The following is a 22,649-nucleotide window of genomic DNA, read 5'->3' on the forward strand; positions in this document are numbered from 1 at the left end:
TATGTTACGTATTGCCGACAAAACGTTTGATTCACATCTGTTCACCGGTACCGGGAAGTTTGCCTCATCGCAACTGATGGTCGAGGCAATTCGCGCTTCCGGCAGCCAGTTGGTGACGCTGGCGATGAAACGCGTGGACCTGCGCCAGCACAACGATGCGATTCTGGCGCCACTGATTGAAGCGGGCGTCACGCTGCTGCCCAATACCTCCGGGGCGAAAACCGCTGAAGAGGCGATCTTCGCCGCCCAACTGGCGCGGGAAGCGCTGGGCACCCGCTGGCTGAAATTAGAAATCCACCCGGATGCCCGCTGGCTATTGCCGGACCCGATCGAAACGCTAAAAGCCGCCGAGGCGCTGGTGAAGCAGGGTTTTGTAGTGCTGCCCTACTGCGGCGCGGATCCGGTGTTGTGCAAGCGGCTGGAAGAGGTCGGCTGCGCGGCGGTGATGCCGCTCGGCGCGCCTATCGGTTCGAATCAGGGGCTGGAAACCAAAGCGATGCTGGAGATTATTATCCAGCAGTCCACCGTGCCGGTGGTGGTTGATGCGGGCATTGGCGTGCCCAGCCATGCGGCGCAGGCGCTGGAAATGGGCGCTGATGCGGTGCTGGTCAACACGGCGATTGCCGTGGCGGACGATCCGGTGATGATGGCAACCGCTTTCCGCCTGGCTGTAGAAGCGGGAGTACTGGCGCGTCAGGCGGTGCCGGGTAATCGTAGCACCTACGCCAGCGCCACCAGCCCGCTCACCGGATTTCTGGAGGCCCTGTCATGAAAACCTTCAGCGACCGTTGGCGGCAACTGGAGTGGGACGATATTCGCCTGCGCATCAACGGTAAAACCGCCGCCGACGTGGAGCGCGCGCTGAACGCCGCGCATCTTAGCCGGGACGATTTGATGGCGTTGCTCTCCCCCGCCGCCGCCGATTATCTGGAACCGATGGCGCAGCGGGCACAAAGGCTGACCCGACAACGCTTTGGCAACACCGTCAGTTTCTACGTGCCGCTTTATCTCTCAAACCTCTGTGCCAACGACTGCACCTACTGCGGCTTCTCCATGAGCAACCGCATCAAGCGTAAGACGCTGGATGAGGCTGAAATTGCCCGCGAGTGCGCCGCTATCCGGGCGCTGCACTTTGAGCACCTTCTGCTGGTGACCGGCGAGCACCAGAGCAAAGTGGGCATGGACTATTTCCGCCGCCATCTCCCGGCCATTCGCCGCCAGTTTTCCTCGCTACATATGGAAGTGCAGCCGCTGGCAACCGAGGAGTATGCCGAGCTCAAGACGCTGGGGCTGGATGGCGTGATGGTGTATCAGGAGACCTATCACGAAGGGATGTATGCCCGGCATCATCTCAAGGGAAAAAAGCAGGACTTCTTCTGGCGACTCGACACCCCAGACCGGCTCGGCCAGGCCGGGATTGATAAAATCGGCCTCGGCGCGCTGATTGGCTTGTCCGATAGCTGGCGGGTTGACTGTTTTATGGTCGCTGAGCATCTGCTGTGGCTCCAGCAACGTTACTGGAAAAGCCGCTACGCCATCTCCTTCCCCCGCCTGCGGCCCTGTGCAGGTGGAATTGAACCGGCATCGCTGATGGACGAGCGTCAGTTGGTACAGACCATCTGCGCCTTCCGCTTGTTTTCGCCAGATACGGAGTTGTCGCTATCTACCCGTGAATCTCCGTGGTTCCGCGATCGCGTGATTCCGTTGGCGATCAACAACGTTAGCGCATTCTCAAAAACGCAGCCCGGCGGCTACGCCGATAATCATCCTGAGCTTGAGCAGTTTTCTCCTCACGATGGCAGGACGCCTGACGAAGTGGCCGGCGCGCTTGCCGCTCGCGGACTTCAGCCGGTATGGAAAGATTGGGACAGCTGGCTGGGGCGTGGGATCCAGCGCTAAAAGTCGTCTACACTTATTCAGGACGAGGAAATTAACCTCGTCCTATTCCTAATTATTGACGGAATAATATTTCATAAAAACCGATTGGTACTAGCAATTTAATCTAAAGATGTAGATTAAATACTCATATTTAATTCAATACCGTATAATTATTGAGTCAAAAATATGTGTATAAAATTGCAGTGCCAGTTTTCGCTGGTTTTCGGCAATTTGCCCAGGAATGGAAACCATGATGAGTTCTCACAGCAGAAGGCTGTCATTTACCACACCGATCTTTATTAGCTTTGCCGGCATTATTCTGTGTTTTGTCATCATCGCTACGCTAGTTACGATAATTCAACGTAACGATATTATTCGTGATTATCATAGTATTAACCGCAATTTTACCCATAACCTGGCGGTCAATTACACCGAATCTATCCTGCACGAAAACGATTATATTCTGGGCCGTGCTGCAACCTATTTAGCTCGCAACGATGAGCTGAACAGGATCGTAAATATCAATCCAGAGCAAGGGTTGCAATCCATGATGCAGCTTCTGTCGATGATGCCGACGGTCTCATCGCTATCCATCGCGGATACTGAAGGACATTACCTGCGTGCTCCGCAGGCGGTTGAGCGCCAGAACTCGCCGGTTTTCAATGCCACCACCCGCCCCTGGTTTGTGCATCAAGGAGACGTGGGGATCTTCAGCCGCTATACCCAACCTTATACCGACTTTTTTACTCAACAGCAGACCGTTACGTTGGCAAAACCGGTGATCTCAACCGATGGCAAACTGAGGGGAACGCTGGCGTTCCACTTTGATTTAGCTGCCATGAGCCATACCCTGCGCCAGATGAGGCCGCCGGTACAGGGGGAGTTCTTCGTGGTTAACCGCCAGGGGCTGGCGCTGCTGCATCCGGACAGCGGCAAGCTTTTCCAGCCGGTGGTTTCCGAGCAGTTGCTCGGCAGTATGACGGCTGGCGAAGGAGAAGTGTTCGATAAGGCTACCCGGACCTGGTATTACTACTACTCGTTCAGCAATCCCGACTGGTTTGTGATTTATAAAGTCACGGGTCATACGCTCAGCGTGCTGGCGCAGCATGAGAGCATCATCATTTCGTGGGGCTTCGCGCTGGCAGGTCTGATTATCATCACCTTCGGCCTGTATTTACGCCACGCTTCCCGCGGCATCCTGATGAACATCATCAACGCTATCAAGACAGGTGATACCAAGCGCGCGCCGGGCCTTGAGGTGATGTTGCATAAAGCCATTGAAACCAACAAAGAACGCGAGCAAGCCTACGTGCGCCAGGCCACCGTCGATTCACTCACCGGCTGTAAGAACCGCTGGGCCTTTGACACCGACATCACCGCGCTGATGAACGCGCGTCAGTCATTTGCGCTGGCGCTGGTTGATATCGATAACTTTAAATCGATCAACGATACCTGGGGTCATCTCAGCGGCGATATTGTGCTACGCAGCGTGGCGCGCGAAGGGATTGCCATCTTACAGGCGCATGGTCTGTCGCTCTACCGTTACGGCGGCGAGGAGTTTGCGGTCATTTTCCCCGCCGAACACGTTGCCGAGTCTGCCGCGCTGCTTGAGCTGTGGCGGATGAACGTCGCCAACCGTACGTGGCGTGAGGAAGGTTTGCATGTCACCTTCAGCGCCGGGCTTGGCGAGTGGCATATGGAAACGCTGGATCATCTGGTCTCCAGCGTCGACGAGGCGCTCTACCGTGCTAAACGGCAGGGCAAAAACCGTATCGAGCGAACCTCAGAAACCTGACGCTTTTGCCCCGTGATAGAAAACCCGCTTTGCGGGTTTTTTTATATCTTCATCGCACGAAAATGTAACCGGTTTCAGTTTTTTGAGACGATCTTTGTGATGGCTTACACACAATCGTCGCAAAGCGGTTGTTGATCGTTTCAGCTCGCGATAAACATGAGTCATCACGGGTCATGAGGGAGCATTATGAAGAATATCGTTTTATGCTGCGCTGCAGGTATGTCCACCAGCATGCTGGTTCAACGTATGAAGGATGCAGCTCAGAAGAAAGGGGTTGAAGTCTCAATTAAAGCCGTACCAGTGGCCGAATTCAAAGCGAACATCAACGAAGCAGATATCGTTCTGCTCGGTCCGCAGGTGAAGTACGAGCAGGCTAAACTGCAGGCTCTGGCAGATCCTCTGGGCAAGAAAGTCGCGGTCATCGATATGATGGACTACGGCATGATGAAAGGCGACGTTGTGCTTGAGAAAGCCCTTAAGTTAATGGAGTGAGAAAGACGTGGAAGATTTAGAATCAATCATCATGGAACTGCTGGTCAACGCCGGTGCCGCACGTAGTTCTGCATTAACCGCATTACAGCTGGCACGCAAAAGCGACTTCGAAGGCGCAGAAAAAGCGATGGAAGAGTCCCGCGAGTTTGTCAAACTGGCTCACGGTATCCAGACTCAGCTGATTGGCATCGACGAAGGCACGGGCAAGCTGCCGGTTAACCTGATTACCGTTCACTCTCAGGATCACCTGATGAACGCGATGGTTATCCAGGACCTGGCAACCGACATGATTGAGCTGTATCGCCGTATTCCACTCGTTAGCTAAGCGCACAACAACGGAATAGAAAAGGCACCCAATTGGGTGCCTTTTGCTTTTGTAAGCCGGATAAGGCGACGCATCCATCCGGGAATGTGCTCTATGATTACCTGATGTCGCTGCGCTTATCGGGGCTACCGGAACCATAAAAAAGGCCAGTCCGAAGACTGGCCTTTTCAACTTATCGCACTAACGTGAACGATTAGTCGTTATCAGAACCACCCAGACCTGCGTTCAGCAGTTCTGCCAGGCTCGCGGTCGCTTCTTCTGCGCTAACCTGCGGCGCAACAGAAACTTCACCCGCCGCACGGCGACGGATACGATCCTGGTGGTACGCATAACCGGTACCAGCCGGGATCAGACGACCCACGATAACGTTCTCTTTCAGGCCGCGCAGTTCGTCGCGTTTGCCCGCAACGGCTGCTTCGGTCAGCACGCGAGTGGTCTCCTGGAACGATGCCGCGGAGATGAAGGACTCGGTTGCCAGAGACGCTTTGGTGATACCCAGCAGATCGCGGGAGAAGGTTGCACCCACTTTGCCGTTCGCTTCCAGCTCGCGGTTAGCGATCTTGACGCGGGAGTATTCAACCTGCTCGCCTTCCAGGAAGTCGGAGCTACCAGCGCTTTCGATGGTGGCTTTACGCAGCATCTGACGAACGATAACTTCGATGTGTTTATCGTTAATCTTAACGCCCTGCAGACGGTATACGTCCTGCACTTCGTTAACGATGTAACGAGTAACAGCATGTACGCCACGCAGACGCAGGATGTCGTGCGGTGCTTCCGGACCGTCGGAAACCACGTCACCACGTTCTACACGTTCACCTTCGAACACGTTGAGCTGACGCCATTTCGGAATCATCTCTTCGTAAGGTTCGCTACCGTCTACCGGAGTGATAACCAGACGACGTTTGCCTTTGGTTTCTTTACCGAAGGAAATGATGCCGCTGATTTCAGCCAGGATTGCCGGCTCTTTCGGACGACGTGCTTCGAACAGGTCGGCAACGCGCGGCAGACCACCGGTGATGTCCTTGGTACCGCCGGATTCCTGCGGAACACGGGCCAGGGTGTCACCAGAACTGATCTGAACGCCATCATCCAGTTGAACAATCGCTTTACCCGGCAGGAAGTACTGAGCAGGCATATCGGTGCCTGGGATCAGAACGTCGTTGCCCTGAGCATCAACAATTTTCAGTGCCGGACGCAGGTCTTTACCACCCGCAGTACGCTCTGCAGAATCCAGAACCACCAGAGAAGACAGACCGGTCAGCTCGTCGGTCTGACGAGTAATGGTCTGGCCGTCGATCATGTCAGTGAAGCGAACAAAACCGCTTACTTCGGTGATAACCGGCATGGTGTGCGGATCCCAGTTTGCAACGGTTTCGCCGCCGGCAACCTGTTCGCCATCACCTTTCGCCATAACGGAGCCGTAAGGCACTTTATAGCTTTCTTTGGTACGGCCGAATTCGTCGATCAGTTTCAGCTCGGTGTTACGGGAAGTGATAACCAGTTTACCGCTGGAGTTCACAACCGACTTCGCGTTGCTGAGCTTGATGCTACCTTTGTTCTTAACCTGGATGCTGGATTCAGCAGCCGCACGAGATGCCGCACCACCGATGTGGAACGTACGCATCGTCAGCTGTGTACCCGGCTCACCGATGGACTGTGCAGCGATAACGCCGATAGCCTCACCTTTGTTGATGATGTGGCCACGCGCCAGGTCACGACCGTAGCAGTGCGCACATACACCAAAGTCGGTGTCACAGGATACAACGGAGCGAACCTTCACGGAGTCAACGGAGTTAACTTCCAGCAGGTCACACCACTGTTCGTTCAGCAGCGTGTTACGCGGAACCAGAATGTCCGCGGTACCCGGCTTCAGAACGTCTTCAGCAGTCACACGACCCAGTACGCGATCGCGCAGCGGCTCTTTAACGTCACCACCCTCGATAACCGGGGTCATGGTGATGCCTTCCAGGGTGCCACAGTCGTCTTCAGTAACAACCAGGTCCTGTGCAACGTCAACCAGACGACGCGTCAGATAACCGGAGTTCGCTGTTTTCAGTGCGGTATCCGCCAGACCTTTACGCGCACCGTGCGTGGAGATGAAGTACTGGAGTACGTTCAGACCTTCACGGAAGTTCGCGGTGATTGGCGTTTCGATGATGGAGCCATCTGGCTTCGCCATCAGACCACGCATACCTGCCAGCTGACGAATCTGTGCTGCAGAACCACGCGCACCGGAGTCGGCCATCATGTAGATGCTGTTGAAGGAAACCTGCTGCTCTTCTTCGCCGTTACGGTTAATAACGGTTTCAGTTTGCAGGTTGTCCATCATCGCTTTGGATACACGATCGTTCGCCGCGGCCCAGATATCGATAACTTTGTTATAGCGTTCGCCAGCGGTTACCAGACCAGACTGGAACTGTTCCTGAATCTCAGCAACTTCCGCTTCCGCTTCGCTGATGATTTCGTATTTCTTCTCCGGAATCACCATGTCGTCGATACCAACAGACGCACCTGAACGGGCTGCATAGGCAAAGCCGGTGTACATGGTCTGGTCAGCAAAGATAACGGTCGGTTTCAGGCCCAGAATGCGGTAACAGGTGTTCAGCATTTTGGAGATCGCTTTTTTACCCAGCGGCTGGTTCACAATAGAGAACGGCAGACCTTTAGGAACGATCATCCACAGAATGGCACGACCAACGGTAGTATCTTTCAGTGTGGTTTTTGCTACGAACTCACCGTTCTCGTCTTTTTCGTATTCAGTGATACGAACTTTAACGCGAGCGTGCAGTTCAGCCTGGCCAGAGCGGTACAGACGTTCCGCTTCTTTCGGGCCAGTCAGCACCATGCCTTCGCCTTTGGCGTTGATTTTGTCACGGGTCATGTAGTACAGACCCAATACCACGTCCTGAGACGGAACGATGATTGGCTCGCCGTTCGCTGGAGACAGGATGTTGTTGGTAGACATCATCAGTGCACGCGCTTCCAGCTGGGCTTCCAGCGTCAGCGGTACGTGAACAGCCATCTGGTCACCATCGAAGTCGGCGTTATATGCCGCACAAACCAGCGGGTGCAGCTGGATAGCTTTACCTTCGATCAGTACCGGTTCAAAGGCCTGGATACCCAGACGGTGCAGTGTTGGTGCACGGTTCAGCATCACCGGGTGTTCGCGGATAACTTCGTCCAGGATATCCCAAACGACAGCTTCTTCGCGCTCAACCATTTTCTTCGCGGCTTTGATGGTGGTGGCCAGGCCACGCAGTTCCAGTTTGCCGTAGATGAACGGTTTGAACAGCTCCAGTGCCATTTTCTTCGGCAGACCGCACTGATGCAGACGCAGGTATGGACCTACGGTGATTACAGAACGACCGGAGTAGTCAACACGCTTACCGAGCAGGTTCTGACGGAAACGACCCTGCTTACCTTTGATCATGTCGGCCAAAGATTTCAGAGGACGTTTGTTAGAACCGGTGATCGCACGACCGCGACGACCGTTATCCAGCAGGGCGTCGACCGCTTCCTGCAGCATACGTTTTTCGTTGCGTACGATGATGTCCGGCGCAGCCAGATCCAGCAGACGTTTCAGACGGTTGTTACGGTTAATGACGCGACGATACAGATCGTTCAGGTCAGAAGTCGCGAAACGACCACCATCCAGCGGAACCAGCGGACGCAGATCTGGCGGCAGCACCGGCAGAACGGTCAGGATCATCCACTCTGGCTTGTTACCAGACTGTACGAACGCTTCCAGCAGTTTGATACGCTTGGTCAGCTTTTTACGCTTGGTTTCGGAGTTGGTTTCGTTCAGCTCTTCACGCAGAGTTTCACACTCTTGCTCCAGATCCATGCTCTTCAGCAGGGCCTGGATAGCTTCCGCACCCATCTTCGCGTCGAATTCGTCACCGAACTCTTCCAGCGCGTCCAGATACTGCTCTTCAGTCAGGATCTGTTGACGTTCCAGGTTGGTCATACCGCCTTCGATAACCACATAAGATTCGAAGTACAGTACGCGTTCGATATCGCGCAGCGGCATATCGAGCAGCAGACCGATACGGGACGGCAGCGATTTCAGGAACCAGATGTGCGCAGTCGGACATGCCAGCTCGATGTGGCCCATGCGCTCACGGCGCACTTTGGTCTGGGTCACTTCAACGCCGCACTTCTCACAGATCACACCGCGGTGTTTCAGGCGCTTGTACTTACCGCACAGGCACTCGTAGTCTTTTACCGGCCCAAAGATACGGGCGCAGAAAAGGCCGTCACGCTCAGGCTTGAACGTACGGTAGTTAATGGTTTCCGGCTTTTTAACTTCACCGAAAGACCATGAACGGATCATGTCTGGCGAGGCCAGAGCAATTTTGATCGCATCAAACTCTTCGGTTTTAGTCTGCGCTTTCAGAAACTTTAATAAATCTTTCACGGATTTGCTCCCGTCGGAGTTAGCACAATCCACTGCCGGGAATTACCCCGGCAGCAGTGACCTGTTTGAGCGAGGATTACTCGTCTTCCAGTTCGATGTTGATGCCCAGCGAGCGGATTTCTTTCAACAGTACGTTGAAGGATTCCGGCATGCCCGGTTCCATCTGATGGTTGCCATCTACGATGTTCTTATACATCTTAGTACGGCCGTTCACGTCATCAGACTTAACGGTGAGCATTTCTTGCAGGGTGTAGGCGGCGCCGTAAGCTTCCAGCGCCCACACTTCCATCTCCCCGAAGCGCTGACCACCGAACTGCGCCTTACCACCCAGCGGCTGCTGAGTAACCAGGCTGTAAGAACCGGTGGAACGCGCGTGCATCTTGTCGTCGACCAGGTGGTTCAGTTTCAGCATGTACATGTAACCTACGGTTACCGGACGCTCGAACTGTTCACCGGTACGGCCGTCGAACAGGGTGATCTGACCGGAAGTCGGCAGGTCGCCCAGCTGCAGCAGTTCTTTAATTTCCGCTTCTTTCGCACCGTCGAATACCGGCGTTGCGATCGGCATACCTTTACGCAGGTTTTCAGCCAGACGCAGAACTTCATCATCGCTGAAGGTGCTCAGGTCGACTTTCTGACGAACGTCGGCGCCCAGATCGTAAGCACGCTGGATGAACTCGCGCAGTTTCGCGACTTCCTGCTGCTGTTTCAGCATGGCGTTGATCTTATCGCCGATACCTTTCGCAGCCATACCCAGGTGAGTTTCAAGGATCTGACCGATGTTCATACGCGATGGTACGCCCAGCGGGTTCAGAACGATATCTACCGGCGTACCGTTAGCATCGTGCGGCATATCTTCGATCGGGTTGATCTTGGAGATAACACCCTTGTTACCGTGACGACCTGCCATTTTGTCACCAGGCTGGATACGGCGTTTAACGGCCAGGTATACCTTAACAATCTTCAGCACGCCCGGTGCCAGATCGTCGCCTTGGGTGATTTTGCGGCGTTTCGCTTCGAGTTTCTTCTCAAACTCGTGCTTCAGTTCGTCGTACTGTTCAGCCAGCTGTTCCAGCTGATTCTGTTTCTCTTCGTCGGTCAGGCCGAGCTCCAGCCAGCGATCGCGAGGCAGTTTGTCGAGCTTCTCAGCTTCAACACCACCGGCAACCAGCACAGCGTAGATACGGCTGAACAGGCCAGCTTCAAGGATCTGCAGTTCTTCAGACAGGTCTTTCTTAGCCTGCTTCAGCTGCATCTCTTCGATTTCCAGCGCACGTTTGTCTTTTTCTACGCCATCGCGAGTAAAGACCTGAACGTCGATAACGGTACCGGAAACGCTGTTTGGTACGCGCAGAGAAGAGTCTTTAACGTCAGACGCTTTCTCACCGAAGATCGCACGCAGCAGCTTCTCTTCTGGCGTCAGCTGGGTTTCACCTTTCGGCGTTACCTTACCAACCAGAATGTCGCCACCGGTGACTTCTGCACCAATGTAAACGATACCGGATTCATCCAGTTTGGAGAGCGCAGCTTCACCCACGTTCGGGATGTCGGCGGTGATCTCTTCCGGCCCCAGCTTGGTGTCACGGGACACACAGGCCAGTTCCTGAATGTGGATGGTGGTGAAACGGTCTTCCTGAACAACACGCTCGGATACGAGGATGGAGTCTTCGAAGTTGTAACCGTTCCATGGCATGAATGCCACGCGCATGTTCTGACCCAGCGCCAGCTCACCCAGGTCGGTGGACGGGCCATCTGCCAGCACGTCGCCGCGCTCGATTGGCTCACCCAGAGACACGCAAGGCATCTGGTTAATACAGGTGTTCTGGTTAGAACGGGTGTATTTGGTCAGGTTGTAGATGTCGATACCCGCTTCGCCCGGATACATCTCGTCTTCGTTAACTTTGATAACGATACGGGATGCGTCGACGTACTGAACGGTACCGCCACGCTTAGCCACTGCAGTAACACCGGAGTCGACGGCTACAGCACGTTCCATACCGGTACCAACCAGCGGCTTATCAGCACGCAGAGTTGGAACGGCCTGACGTTGCATGTTCGCACCCATCAATGCACGGTTGGCGTCATCGTGTTCCAGGAACGGGATCAGGGACGCACCGACGGATACCACCTGCTGGGTGGATACGTCCATGTAGTCAACCTGGTCGCGGCTGAACAAGCTGGATTCGCCTTTGCTACGGCAGGTAACCAGATCTTCTACAAAGTGGCCTTCGTCATCCAGGTTGGAGTTCGCCTGAGCGATAACGTAGTTGCCTTCTTCGATAGCAGACAGGTAATGAATTTCGTCGGTTACAACACCGTCGGTCACTTTACGGTACGGAGTCTCAAGGAAGCCGTATTCGTTAGTCTGTGCGTACACGGACAGGGAGTTGATCAGACCGATGTTCGGACCTTCAGGCGTTTCGATTGGACATACGCGACCATAGTGAGTCGGGTGTACGTCTCGAACTTCGAAGCCTGCGCGCTCACGGGTCAGACCGCCCGGGCCGAGTGCGGAGATACGACGTTTGTGCGTAATCTCAGACAGCGGGTTGTTCTGGTCCATAAACTGAGACAGCTGGCTGGAACCGAAGAACTCTTTCACTGCTGCGGAAATCGGTTTGGCGTTGATCATATCCTGAGGCATCAGGGTATCCAGATCGCCCAGAGACAGACGCTCTTTCACCGCACGCTCTACACGTACCAGGCCAACGCGGAACTGGTTTTCCGCCATTTCGCCTACGGAACGGATACGACGGTTGCCGAGGTGGTCGATATCATCGACTTCGCCTTTACCGTTACGGATATCGATGAGCTTCTTCATCACTTCGATGATGTCGTCTTTGCTCAGGATACCGGAACCTTCGATTTCGTCGCGCAGCAGAGAACGGTTGAACTTCATACGACCAACCGCAGACAGGTCATAGCGGTCTTCGGAGAAGAACAGGTTCTCGAACAGGCTTTCAGCAGCTTCGCGAGTCGGCGGCTCACCAGGGCGCATCATGCGGTAGATTTCTACCAGCGCGCTCAGACGATCGTTGGTTGGGTCGACGCGTACAGTTTCAGAAATGTAGGCACCGTGATCCAGATCGTTAGTGAACAGCGTTTCGATACGCTTGTGGCCAGACTGGCTCAGCTTAGCCAGCAGATCCAGACTCAGCTCCATGTTAGCCGGGCAGATCAGCTCGCCAGTAGATTCGTCAACGTAGTCTTTGGAAGCGACTTTGCCAGCGATGTACTCAACCGGAACTTCGATATGTTTGATATCGTCTTTTTCCAGCTGGCGAATGTGGCGCGCAGTAATACGGCGGCCTTTTTCAACGTACACTTTACCGTTCGCTTCGATGTCGAAGGACGCGGTTTCGCCACGCAGACGTTCTGGAATCAGCTCCATCTGCAGCTTGTTGTCGCGAATTTCGAAGACAACTTTCTCAAAGAACAGGTCAAGGATCTGCTCAGTGGTGTAGTTCAGCGCACGCAGGATGATGGTCGCAGGCAGTTTACGGCGACGGTCGATACGTACGAACAGGTTGTCCTTCGGATCGAATTCGAAGTCCAGCCAGGAACCACGGTAAGGAATGATGCGCGCGTTATACAGCACTTTACCCGAAGAGTGGGTTTTGCCTTTATCGGAGTCAAAGAAGACGCCTGGGCTACGATGCAGCTGAGAAACGATAACACGCTCAGTACCGTTGATAACAAAGGTACCGTTGTCGGTCATGAGCGGAATTTCGCCCATGTAGACTTCTTGTTCTTTAATGTCTTTGACGGTGCCTTCCGGCGCTTCGCGCTCGTAGATCACCAGACGCAGTTTTACGCGCAGCGGTGCGGAATAGGTCACGCCACGGATCTGACATTCCTGAACGTCAAAGACCGGTTCGCCAAGGCGGTAGCTGACGTATTGCAGCTCGGAGTTACCGCTGTAGCTTTTAATCGGGAATACGGAACGGAAAGCCGCTTCCAGACCATACTGACCTTCAGGATCTTGCTCGATAAACTTCTGGAACGAGTCAAGCTGGATAGAAAGGAGATATGGGACATCCAGTACTTGCGGACGTTTACCAAAATCCTTACGAATACGTTTTTTCTCGGTATAGGAGTAAACCATAGGGTTCCTCAGCTCGCTGACAAGTCGACGCATCTGTCCATGGGCAGACAGTTTGTGCAACACTATTTTGTTGACCGGAAAATGGAACACTTTCCGCAATACCTGTTGCTATCACGCTTAAACCATTTCATTGCGATTTACACAGAGCGAGCACCCTGTCGCAATATATTAAGTCGTCGATAGAAACATGCATTGTCAGGACAACCAGTAGTCAAACAGTGTGAAATGCTACTGGCGCCATACAGCGCAAAATGGCTGGTGACTAAAAAGTCACCAGCCATCGGCCTGATTACTCAGGCTTCAACCAGAAAAGTTGGCTTATTTAACTTCAACTTCAGCGCCAGCTTCTTCCAGAGATTTTTTCAGTGCTTCAGCGTCATCTTTGCTCACGCCTTCTTTCAGAGCGGCCGGAGCAGATTCTACCAGGTCTTTAGCTTCTTTCAGACCCAGGCCAGTTGCGCCACGTACTGCTTTGATTACAGCAACTTTGTTAGCGCCAGCAGCTTTCAGAATTACGTCGAATTCAGTTTTTTCTTCAGCAGCTTCAGCCGGGCCAGCAGCTACAGCTACAGCAGCAGCAGCGGAAACACCGAATTTTTCTTCCATTGCAGAGATCAGCTCAACAACGTCCATTACGGACATAGCGGATACTGCTTCAATGATTTGATCTTTAGTGATAGACATTTAAATTGTTCCTGAATATCAGAATAAGTTTATACGTAAGCAGATGCTTTACAAAGATAACTGCGATTAAGCAGCTTCTTTCGCATCGCGTACAGCAGCCAGAGTGCGAACCAGTTTGCCAGCCGAAGCTTCTTTCATGGTTGCCATCAGGCGTGCAATTGCTTCTTCGTAGGTCGGCAGAGTTGCCAGGCGGTCGATCTGAGACGCCGGGATCAGCTCACCTTCAAAGGCTGCAGCTTTGACCTCAAATTTTGCATTCGCTTTCGCGAACTCTTTGAACAGACGAGCAGCAGCGCCCGGGTGTTCCATAGAGTATGCAATCAGGGTCGGACCAACAAACGTGTCTTTCAGGCACTCGAACTGAGTACCTTCAACGACGCGACGCAGCAGGGTGTTACGAACAACACGCATGTATACGCCAGCTTCACGACCTGCTTTACGCAGTTCAGTCATTTTATCTACAGTTACGCCACGGGAATCCGCAACTACTGCAGACAGCGCGCCTTTGGCTACTTCGCTGACTTCAGCAACAATCGCTTGTTTGTCTTGAAGATTTAAAGCCATTAGCTTTGCTCCTGGATGTTTGCCAGAGCTTATGCTCTGGAACTCACTTCACTCATCTCAACGAGAAGAGCGTCTTAATACGGTGAGCAGAAACAAGCCAAAGAGTACTTTAAAAAATAATCCTAGCGTTCTGTCACCGTCTACGCAGGGCATTAAGTTTCTTGCGAAACACCTGCGGTCTTCGACGGAGGCCTGGATAGGCCAGGCTCCAACGAACAAATCTTTTTAGCCGCTAACTTTTGTTAGCAAACGTGGGGGTAAGATTGTAGACAAAATCACCGCCCACGTAAAGGCATTAGTTTGCAGCAGCGCTCAGGCCAGCCTGGTCAACTGCAACACCCGCACCCATGGTGGTGGAGATGCTAACTTTCTTGATGTACACGCCTTTCGCCTGAGTCGGTTTTGCTTTTTTCAGCGCAACCAGCAGAGCTTCCAGGTTTTCTTTCAGTTTGTCAGCGTCAAAGTCCACTTTACCGATGGTGGTGTGGATGATGCCGTTTTTGTCGTTACGGTAACGAACCTGACCCGCTTTAGCGTTCTTAACCGCTTCAGCAACGTTCGGAGTTACAGTACCAACTTTCGGGTTTGGCATCAGGCCGCGCGGGCCCAGAACCTGACCCAGCTGGCCAACAACGCGCATTGCATCCGGGGAAGCAATAACAACGTCGAAGTTCATTTCGCCTTTCTTGATCTGTTCAGCCAGATCTTCCATACCTACCAGCTCAGCGCCAGCAGCTTTAGCTGCTTCAGCGTTCGGGCCCTGGGTAAATACGGCAACGCGAACAGAACGGCCAGTACCGTGCGGCAGTACAGTTGCACCACGTACGTTCTGGTCAGATTTACGAGCGTCGATGCCGAGGTTAACGGCAACGTCAACGCTTTCGTTGAATTTAGCAGTGGCCAGCTCTTTCAGCAGAGAGATAGCTTCGTTGATGTCGTACTGTTTAGTTGCATCAACTTTTTCACGGATCACGCGCATACGCTTGGTCAGTTTAGCCATTTCTTAGTCCTCCACTACCAGGCCCATGGAACGTGCAGTACCTTCGATGGAGCGAGTCATCGCTTCAATGTCGGCACCGGTCATGTCGGCAGCTTTGGTCTGCGCGATTTCCTGCAGCTGAGCGCGGGAAATTTTACCTACTTTGTCTTTGTTCGGCTTACCGGAACCAGACTTAATACCAGCCGCTTTCTTCAGCAGAACTGCTGCCGGAGGCGTTTTGGTAATGAAGGTGAAAGAACGGTCAGCGTAAACTGTGATAACAACCGGAATCGGCAGACCTTTTTCGATGGAATCAGTCTTCGCGTTGAACGCTTTGCAGAATTCCATGATGTTAACACCCTGTTGACCCAGAGCAGGACCAACCGGCGGACTCGGGTTTGCCATACCAGCTGCAACCTGCAGCTTAACGTAGGCTTGGACTTTCTTAGCCATTCTAAAATCCTCTAATTGGGTAATAGCGCCTCAAGGAGGCTCCCCGTGAATAAAAATCGTTTTACAGGCCGTGGCCCATAAAAACAAAAGGCGCGAAATTGTATGTCAATTTCGCGCCCTATGCAACGATTAGATCGATGCTTTTTTGATCGCAGCCTTACGCTTTCTCAACCTGAGCGAAGTCCAGCTCTACCGGGGTCGCACGACCGAAGATAGAAACAGACACTTTCAGGCGAGACTTCTCGTAATCCACTTCTTCAACCACGCCGTTGAAGTCAGCGAACGGACCGTCGTTAACGCGAACCATTTCACCCGGTTCAAACAGCGTTTTCGGACGCGGCTTATCACCAACCTGCTGCAGGCGGTTCATAATCGCATCAACTTCTTTATCGCTGATTGGCGCCGGACGGTCAGAGGTACCGCCGATAAAGCCCATTACGCGCGGAACGCTGCGCACCAAGTGCCAGCTCGCGTCGTTCATCACCATCTGAACTAATACGTAGCCAGGGAAGAATTTGCGCTCGCTCTTACGACGCTGGCCGCCACGGATTTCAACCACTTCTTCGGTCGGAACCATGACTTCGCCAAACAGCTCTTCCATGTTGTGTAATTTGATATGCTCGCGCAGCGAAGTCGCTACACGGCCTTCGAAACCGGAAAACGCCTGAACGACGTACCAACGCTTTTTAGGTGCTTCAGACATCTTAGAACCTCAGGCCAGTGATAAAGGATACCAGGCGAACCAGAATACCATCCAGTCCCCACAGGATCAGTGACATTACCGCAGTGACCGCCGCAACGATCAGCGTAGTGTGCAGCGTTTCCTGGCGAGTCGGCCAAATCACCTTACGAACTTCCGTTCTCGCTTCACGAGCAAACGCAACGGTCGCTTTGCCTTTCGTCGTCAACAGCGCGACACCACCCGCTGCAGCAATAATAATTACTACGGCCAGCGCACGCAGCGGCAGCATCATGTCGCGATAAAGGTAGTTACCCACAATTGCGACAATCAGCAATACGGCAACAACGACCCACTTCATCGCTTCCAGGCCGCGCCCGCTCCCTTGAGCTTCGGTATTCGCACTCATAAACCAACCTGTCAGAAGTATTCTACAAACATTTCCACCCCGCGATTGCGAGGCGATCCAAACCGAAATAAGTTTCGGACTAAACGCCCTCTACAGAGCCTGTCTCAGCAATGATTATGGCAAAAATAATCACTGATGAGCCAGGTTCTGGTTCGACAGCGTACAAAAAGGGCATCAAATGATGCCCTTTTATTGCGCATTGCGTCAAATGTTATCAGCAATTAGCTCATTACTTTGGCAACAACGCCCGCGCCAACGGTACGACCGCCTTCACGGATTGCGAAACGCAGACCATCGTCCATCGCGATCGGGTGGATCAGGGTAACAACCATTTTGATGTTGTCGCCCGGCATTACCATCTCTACGCCTTCCGGCAGTTCGATGGTACCAGTCACGTCAGTAGTACGGAAGTAGAACTGCGGACGGTAGCCTTTGAAGAACGGAGTATGACGGCCGCCTTCGTCTTTGGACAGGATGTACACTTCAGATTCGAACTTGGTGTGCGGCTTGATAGAGCCCGGCTTAGCCAGTACCTGACCACGTTCGATTTCTTCACGTTTGATACCACGCAGCAGAACACCAACGTTCTCACCAGCACGGCCTTCGTCCAGCAGTTTGCGGAACATTTCAACGCCAGTACAGGTAGACTTAGCAGTGTCTTTGATACCAACGATTTCAACTTCTTCGCCAACTTTGATGATACCGCGCTCTACACGACCGGTAACAACGGTACCACGACCGGAGATGGAGAATACGTCTTCGATCGGCAGCAGGAACGGCTTGTCAATCGCACGCTCTGGTTCTGGGATGTAAGAATCCAGGAAGCCAGCCAGTTCGATGATTTTCGCTTCCCACTCTGCGTCGCCTTCCAGCGCTTTCAGAGCAGAACCACGAACGATCGGAGTGTCGTCGCCCGGGAAATCGTACTGAGACAGAAGTTCACGAACTTCCATTTCAACCAGTTCCAGCAGCTCTTCGTCATCAACCATGTCGCATTTGTTCAGGAACACGATGATGTACGGAACGCCTACCTGACGACCCAGCAGGATGTGCTCACGAGTCTGCGGCATCGGGCCGTCAGTCGCAGCAACAACCAGGATCGCGCCGTCCATCTGAGCAGCACCGGTGATCATGTTTTTAACATAATCGGCGTGCCCCGGGCAGTCTACGTGTGCGTAGTGACGGGTCGGGGTGTCGTATTCAACGTGGGAGGTGTTGATGGTGATACCACGAGCTTTTTCTTCCGGTGCGTTATCGATCTGGTCGAAAGCACGAGCAGCACCGCCGTAGGTTTTAGCCAGAACGGTAGTGATTGCAGCAGTCAGGGTAGTTTTACCATGGTCAACGTGGCCGATAGTACCGACGTTGACGTGCGGTTTGGTACGTTCAAATTTTTCTTTAGACATCGATAGTCCCTCTAATACACGGATAAATCGGTGATATCACCACATCAACCAGACAAAACGCCTGAATTGTTGAATGCTTGAATTTGAACAGAGAGAAATGGGAGGGAGAAGAGAAGTGGTGCTGATACCCAGAGTCGAACTGGGGACCTCACCCTTACCAAGGGTGCGCTCTACCAACTGAGCCATATCAGCACGTCTGGAGCGGGCAGCGGGAATCGAACCCGCATCATCAGCTTGGAAGGCTGAGGTAATAGCCATTATACGATGCCCGCATCCTAAAACTCGGCTACCCAGTTCTTTCTGTGCCAAAGGAAAGAGATTTCTCCCTTTCCTTTGTTTGAGCTAGTTATTTTACCAACCAACTCTGGCTTCGCAATGCTTAGCCTGAAAGTGGTGGTGGGGGAAGGATTCGAACCTTCGAAGTCTGTGACGGCAGATTTACAGTCTGCTCCCTTTGGCCGCTCGGGAACCCCACCTGATGGTGCCGACTACCGGAATCGAACTGGTGACCTACTGATTACAAGTCAGTTGCTCTACCTACTGAGCTAAGTCGGCATCAAGTAGCGCGCATTCTATGGAGACCTGCGGAGACATGCAACTAAAAAATTGCATAAAATGTTCTATCGCTCACGTTTTGTGCATTTGCGCGTAAAAACTCAGCAAAACGTCGGTTTTACGTCCAAAAATCTCGCTGGGGATCGGATAGTCTCGCGATGCTTTGCTCGTCTTTAACGATATTCAGGGCGAAAGTTCAGGCTGGATAGCGTAGATTTTCGCATTGTCTTCTTTTGCGCTCTTTCTTCATTAATGGCAAATCGCCTGGTTGAGAGTAAACAGTGGCGTTTTCTCACGAAAGCGCCACTCATTTGGATTTTTTCTTCTTTTTATCTTCCATCTGGTGTTAACCTCCTGCCCATTGTCCTGATTAACTGAATGTGAAGCGTCGCGTGCAGTCAGCGTGGTAGCCAGAACATGCTTATGAGAAAACAAGAGCAAACGTTAATGACACCTTATCTACAGTTCAATCGTAGCCAGTGGGCAGCGCTGCGCGATTCCGTGCCAATGACCCTGACTGAAGGCGAAATTACGCGCTTAAAAGGTATCAACGAAGATCTGTCGCTGGAGGAAGTGGCGGAGATCTATTTGCCTTTGTCACGTTTATTGAACTTCTATATTAGTTCTAACCTGCGCCGCCAGGCGGTGCTGGAGCAGTTCCTTGGCACTAACGGCCAACGCATTCCTTATATCATCAGTATTGCCGGCAGCGTGGCGGTGGGTAAAAGTACGACCGCGCGCGTGTTACAGGCACTGCTGAGTCGTTGGCCGGAACACCGCCGCGTAGAGCTGATCACCACCGACGGTTTTCTGCATCCTAACGAGGTGCTTAAAGAACGCGGCCTGATGAAGAAGAAAGGCTTCCCGCAGTCGTATGATATGCATCGACTGGTGAAATTCGTTTCTGACCTGAAGTCCGGGGTACCGAACGTTACCGCACCGGTCTATTCGCATCTGATTTATGACGTTATCCCTGATGGCGATAAAACGGTCACTCATCCCGATATTTTAATCCTTGAGGGATTAAACGTTCTGCAGAGCGGGATGGATTATCCGCACGATCCGCATCATGTATTTGTTTCCGACTTCGTTGATTTTTCTATTTATGTTGATGCGCCTGAAAAATTATTACAATCGTGGTATATCAACCGTTTCCTGAAATTCCGCGAAGGGGCCTTTACGGACCCGGATTCTTATTTCCATAACTATGCGCAGCTTTCTAAAGAGGAAGCCATTAACGTCGCGACATCACTGTGGAATGAAATTAACCTACGAAATCTAAACGAAAATATTCTACCAACGCGTGAGCGCGCAAGCCTGATTTTAACGAAAAGCGCTAACCACTCCGTTGAGCAAGTGCGGTTGCGGAAATAAAAAAGATAAAAGAAAAGGGAGCCGAAGCTCCCTTTTTTATTCGGCGCTGCGCAGCGAAATCTCACCGCCCATCCACGGTTTAATTACCCCATCTTGCTCAAGTAATAATGCTCCCTGAGTATCAATTCCACGGGAAATACCGAAGATTTCTTTATCACCGATAATCAGTTTCACCGGCCGATTAATAAAGTTATCTAATTTATCCCAGCGCGAGAGATATGGTGCCAGGCCTTCCTGCTCGAAGAGATGCAGCGCTTCATGCAGCTCATTAATTAAGCGCGCGGCCAAAACGTTACGATCGATGGTGATCCCCGCCTCTTGCAGGTTGATCCAACCCTGGTTAATCACATCGTTTTCAACACGACGCATAACCAGGTTAATGCCGGCGCCAATGACTATTTGCGCGGCATCACCCGTCTTACCGGTCAGCTCAACGAGAATACCGGATAGTTTACGGTCATTCAGATACAGGTCATTTGGCCATTTCACCCGCACTTTATCCGCGCCGAGATCCTGAAGGACTTCTGCCATCACAATACCAATCACCAGGCTCAGGCCAATCGCGGCGGCGGGCCCCTGCTCTAAACGCCAGTACATGGAAAGATACAGGTTAGCGCCAAACGGTGAGAACCATTTACGGCCGCGACGGCCACGGCCCGCCTGCTGGTATTCGGCGACGCATGCATCACCGGACTTCAGCTCACCAATACGATCGAGCAGATACTGGTTTGTCGAGTCGATAACCGGGAGAACCGCGACATCACCGTAATCAACCGAATTGCGAATACGTTCAGCATTCAGCAGTTGTATCGGTTCCGGTAAGCTATAGCCTTTACCAGGTACGGTAAAGACATCAACTCCCCAGTCACGCAGCGTCTGGATATGCTTGTTAATCGCCGCGCGGCTCATCCCCAACGTTTCGCCTAACTGCTCGCCGGAGTGAAAATCGCCGTCGGCCAGCAGTGAGATAAGCGTTAATGGCACCGTATTGTCTTTCATTGAATTACCTCAACCGCGTTCACTTCACCCGTAGAACCAATAAAGCGAACTTCAGGTTCCAGCCAGACGTTAAATTTGTCGCCCACCTGCTGGCGAACATAATGAGCCAGCTTCACCACATCGCCACTCCGGGCGTGATTGATATTCACCAGTACCAGCGCCTGCTGTTGGTGTACCGCTGCGCCGCCTTCAATGTGACCTTTCAACTGACACTGATCGATAAGCCAGCCAGCCGCCAGCTTAACGCTACCGTCCGCCTGTGGGTAATGAGGTGCTTTCGGGTAGTTCGCCAACAGCGTCTGTGCGTATTCTGCGCTGACCACGGGGTTTTTAAAGAAGCTGCCCGCGTTGCCGTTAATCTTAGGGTCCGGCAGTTTGGTCATGCGCATATGGCAGACTGAATCGAAAACCTCACGCGGAGTGACGGTTTGCGGATCCAGGCGTGTCAGATCGCCATAAGTCAGCACCGGCCGCCATGCTTTGGCCAGGCAGAAGCCAACTGCAACAATCGCAAAACGATCCTGATAAGCATGCTTGAAGATGCTATCCCGGTAACCAAACTGACATTCTGCGGCAGTGAGGCGTTTTCGCTCTCCGGTGGCCAGCTCAATACAGTCGACATACTCGCAAACGTGCTGTAATTCGACGCCGTAGGCGCCGATATTCTGAATAGGGGATGAACCTGCACAACCAGGGATTAGCGCGAGGTTTTCGAGGCCGGGCATATTGTTATCCAGCGCATAGCGAACCAACTGATGCCAGTTCTCGCCTGCGCCGACGTGTAGGTGCCAGGCGTCTGCGGTTTCATTGACCTCAATACCTTTGAGACGGTTAAGGATCACGGTACCGGAATAGTCTTCCAGAAACAGGACGTTACTTCCTTCACCCAGGATCATAACCGGCAGCCCTTCACGGGTTGCTTGCTGCCAGGCGCGCAAAAGTTGTTGTTCGTTTTCAGCGCATACGATGTGCTTTGCACAATGGTCAATGCCGAAGGTGTTCCAGGGTTTTAGGGAGTGGGTCATGGCTGCTTTCCTGATGCTAAATCGGCGATAGTTTACCGTATCTGCATGGGGAAGGCTTGCGGTTATATGGAGGAAGAGCTTCTGGTAATACAGGAGAGCGAGACCGGATAAGACTTTGGCGCCAACATCCGGCATGTGAGACGGGATCGCACAGACGCAAAAAAGCCCATCCGTCAGGATGGGCTTCTTCACTAATTGATGCCTGGCAGTTTATGGCGGGCGTCCTGCCCGCCACCCTACGGGCCGTTGCTGCGCAACGTTCAAATCCGCTCCCGACGGATTTGTCCTACTCCGGAGAGCGCTCACCGACAAACAACACATAAAACAAAAGGCCCAGTCTTTCGACTGAGCCTTTTGTTTTATTTGATGCCTGGCAGTTCCCTACTCTCGCATGGGGAGACCCCACACTACCATCGGCGCTACGGCGTTTCACTTCTGAGTTCGGCATGGGGTCAGGTGGGACCACCGCGCTACAGCCGCCAGGCAAATTCTGTTTTCAGACCGCTTTAT

17 protein-coding genes, 4 tRNA genes and 1 rRNA gene are annotated in these 22,649 nt (G+C 52.8%); 6 read left to right on the forward strand and 16 right to left on the reverse strand.

Features of this window, described 5'->3' with window-relative positions:
• The first annotated feature begins 1 nt into the window (after position 1).
• The 5 genes from thiG (at position 2) to K7B04_RS03675 (ending at position 4,490) form a co-directional block, all read left to right on the forward strand.
• Positions 2-772: a thiazole synthase gene (thiG, locus tag K7B04_RS03655; RefSeq protein WP_223803507.1), complete on the forward strand. Its 771-nt coding sequence runs from the start codon at positions 2-4 to the stop codon at positions 770-772.
• On the forward strand, positions 769-1,899 hold the full coding sequence (gene thiH / locus K7B04_RS03660) for a 2-iminoacetate synthase ThiH (protein ID WP_163449378.1): 1,131 nt from the start codon (positions 769-771) through the stop codon (positions 1,897-1,899). Before thiG ends, thiH begins: the two co-directional genes overlap by 4 nt.
• Positions 1,900-2,131: 232 nt before the next feature.
• On the forward strand, positions 2,132-3,673 hold the full coding sequence (locus tag K7B04_RS03665; protein WP_223804119.1) for a sensor domain-containing diguanylate cyclase: 1,542 nt from the start codon (positions 2,132-2,134) through the stop codon (positions 3,671-3,673).
• Positions 3,674-3,859: 186 nt separating this feature from the next.
• The gene (locus tag K7B04_RS03670) at positions 3,860-4,165 is read left to right on the forward strand and encodes a PTS sugar transporter subunit IIB (protein WP_064546542.1); all 306 of its coding nucleotides are present in this window, start codon (positions 3,860-3,862) and stop codon (positions 4,163-4,165) included.
• Between the two features lie 7 nt (positions 4,166-4,172).
• Complete coding sequence (locus K7B04_RS03675) at positions 4,173-4,490, forward strand: PTS lactose/cellobiose transporter subunit IIA (protein WP_064546540.1); 318 nt, start codon at positions 4,173-4,175, stop codon at positions 4,488-4,490.
• Between the two features lie 193 nt (positions 4,491-4,683).
• On the opposite strand, the gene rpoC is transcribed toward K7B04_RS03675, so the two are convergent.
• From rpoC to K7B04_RS03740, 13 genes are all read right to left on the reverse strand, one after another.
• Entirely contained in the window at positions 4,684-8,907 is a 4,224-nt protein-coding gene (gene rpoC, locus K7B04_RS03680) for a DNA-directed RNA polymerase subunit beta' (protein WP_163449377.1), read from the reverse strand.
• 76 nt (positions 8,908-8,983) lie between these two features.
• Positions 8,984-13,012 (reverse strand): DNA-directed RNA polymerase subunit beta, encoded by a 4,029-nt coding sequence (rpoB, locus tag K7B04_RS03685; RefSeq protein WP_064546536.1) that lies wholly within the window; start codon positions 13,010-13,012, stop codon positions 8,984-8,986.
• Positions 13,013-13,330: 318 nt separating this feature from the next.
• A complete protein-coding gene (rplL, locus tag K7B04_RS03690; protein ID WP_000028882.1) occupies positions 13,331-13,696 on the reverse strand; it encodes a 50S ribosomal protein L7/L12 in 366 nt (121 codons plus the stop codon).
• 66 nt (positions 13,697-13,762) lie between these two features.
• Positions 13,763-14,260, reverse strand: a complete 498-nt coding sequence (rplJ, locus tag K7B04_RS03695) for a 50S ribosomal protein L10 (RefSeq protein WP_001207203.1) — start codon at positions 14,258-14,260, stop codon at positions 13,763-13,765.
• Positions 14,261-14,555: 295 nt separating this feature from the next.
• Positions 14,556-15,260 (reverse strand): 50S ribosomal protein L1, encoded by a 705-nt coding sequence (rplA, locus tag K7B04_RS03700; RefSeq protein ID WP_064546534.1) that lies wholly within the window; start codon positions 15,258-15,260, stop codon positions 14,556-14,558.
• Positions 15,261-15,263: 3 nt separating this feature from the next.
• Positions 15,264-15,692, reverse strand: a complete 429-nt coding sequence (gene rplK, locus K7B04_RS03705; protein WP_012133815.1) for a 50S ribosomal protein L11 — start codon at positions 15,690-15,692, stop codon at positions 15,264-15,266.
• 157 nt (positions 15,693-15,849) lie between these two features.
• Entirely contained in the window at positions 15,850-16,395 is a 546-nt protein-coding gene (nusG, locus tag K7B04_RS03710; RefSeq protein WP_003862341.1) for a transcription termination/antitermination protein NusG, read from the reverse strand.
• 1 nt (position 16,396) lies between these two features.
• The gene (secE, locus tag K7B04_RS03715) at positions 16,397-16,780 is read right to left on the reverse strand and encodes a preprotein translocase subunit SecE (RefSeq protein ID WP_064546531.1); all 384 of its coding nucleotides are present in this window, start codon (positions 16,778-16,780) and stop codon (positions 16,397-16,399) included.
• Positions 16,781-17,001: 221 nt separating this feature from the next.
• Positions 17,002-18,186, reverse strand: coding sequence for an elongation factor Tu (gene tuf / locus K7B04_RS03720; RefSeq protein ID WP_047407352.1), 1,185 nt, complete (start codon positions 18,184-18,186; stop codon positions 17,002-17,004).
• A gap of 116 nt (positions 18,187-18,302) precedes the next feature.
• Positions 18,303-18,378, reverse strand: a tRNA-Thr gene (locus K7B04_RS03725).
• Between the two features lie 5 nt (positions 18,379-18,383).
• Positions 18,384-18,458 (reverse strand) — tRNA-Gly (locus K7B04_RS03730).
• Between the two features lie 119 nt (positions 18,459-18,577).
• Positions 18,578-18,662, reverse strand: a tRNA-Tyr gene (locus K7B04_RS03735).
• Positions 18,663-18,665: 3 nt separating this feature from the next.
• Positions 18,666-18,741: transfer RNA gene (locus K7B04_RS03740), tRNA-Thr, on the reverse strand.
• A gap of 423 nt (positions 18,742-19,164) precedes the next feature.
• On the opposite strand from K7B04_RS03740, the gene coaA reads away from it, so the two are divergent.
• The gene (coaA, locus tag K7B04_RS03745) at positions 19,165-20,115 is read left to right on the forward strand and encodes a type I pantothenate kinase (protein ID WP_065358485.1); all 951 of its coding nucleotides are present in this window, start codon (positions 19,165-19,167) and stop codon (positions 20,113-20,115) included.
• Between the two features lie 36 nt (positions 20,116-20,151).
• Here the strand turns inward: coaA and birA are convergent, their stop codons facing one another.
• The 3 genes from birA to rrf all read right to left on the reverse strand — a co-directional run bounded on the left by birA (position 20,152) and on the right by rrf (position 22,623).
• The gene (gene birA, locus K7B04_RS03750; protein ID WP_223803508.1) at positions 20,152-21,114 is read right to left on the reverse strand and encodes a bifunctional biotin--[acetyl-CoA-carboxylase] ligase/biotin operon repressor BirA; all 963 of its coding nucleotides are present in this window, start codon (positions 21,112-21,114) and stop codon (positions 20,152-20,154) included.
• Entirely contained in the window at positions 21,111-22,139 is a 1,029-nt protein-coding gene (gene murB / locus K7B04_RS03755) for a UDP-N-acetylmuramate dehydrogenase (RefSeq protein ID WP_223803509.1), read from the reverse strand. The genes birA and murB overlap by 4 nt, the downstream gene beginning before the upstream one ends.
• A 368-nt stretch (positions 22,140-22,507) precedes the next feature.
• A 5S ribosomal RNA gene (gene rrf / locus K7B04_RS03760) occupies positions 22,508-22,623 on the reverse strand.
• Positions 22,624-22,649 lie beyond the last annotated feature (26 nt).

It is taken from the genome of Kluyvera sp. CRP, assembly GCF_019930565.1.
Lineage (GTDB): Bacteria > Pseudomonadota > Gammaproteobacteria > Enterobacterales > Enterobacteriaceae > Kluyvera > Kluyvera georgiana_A.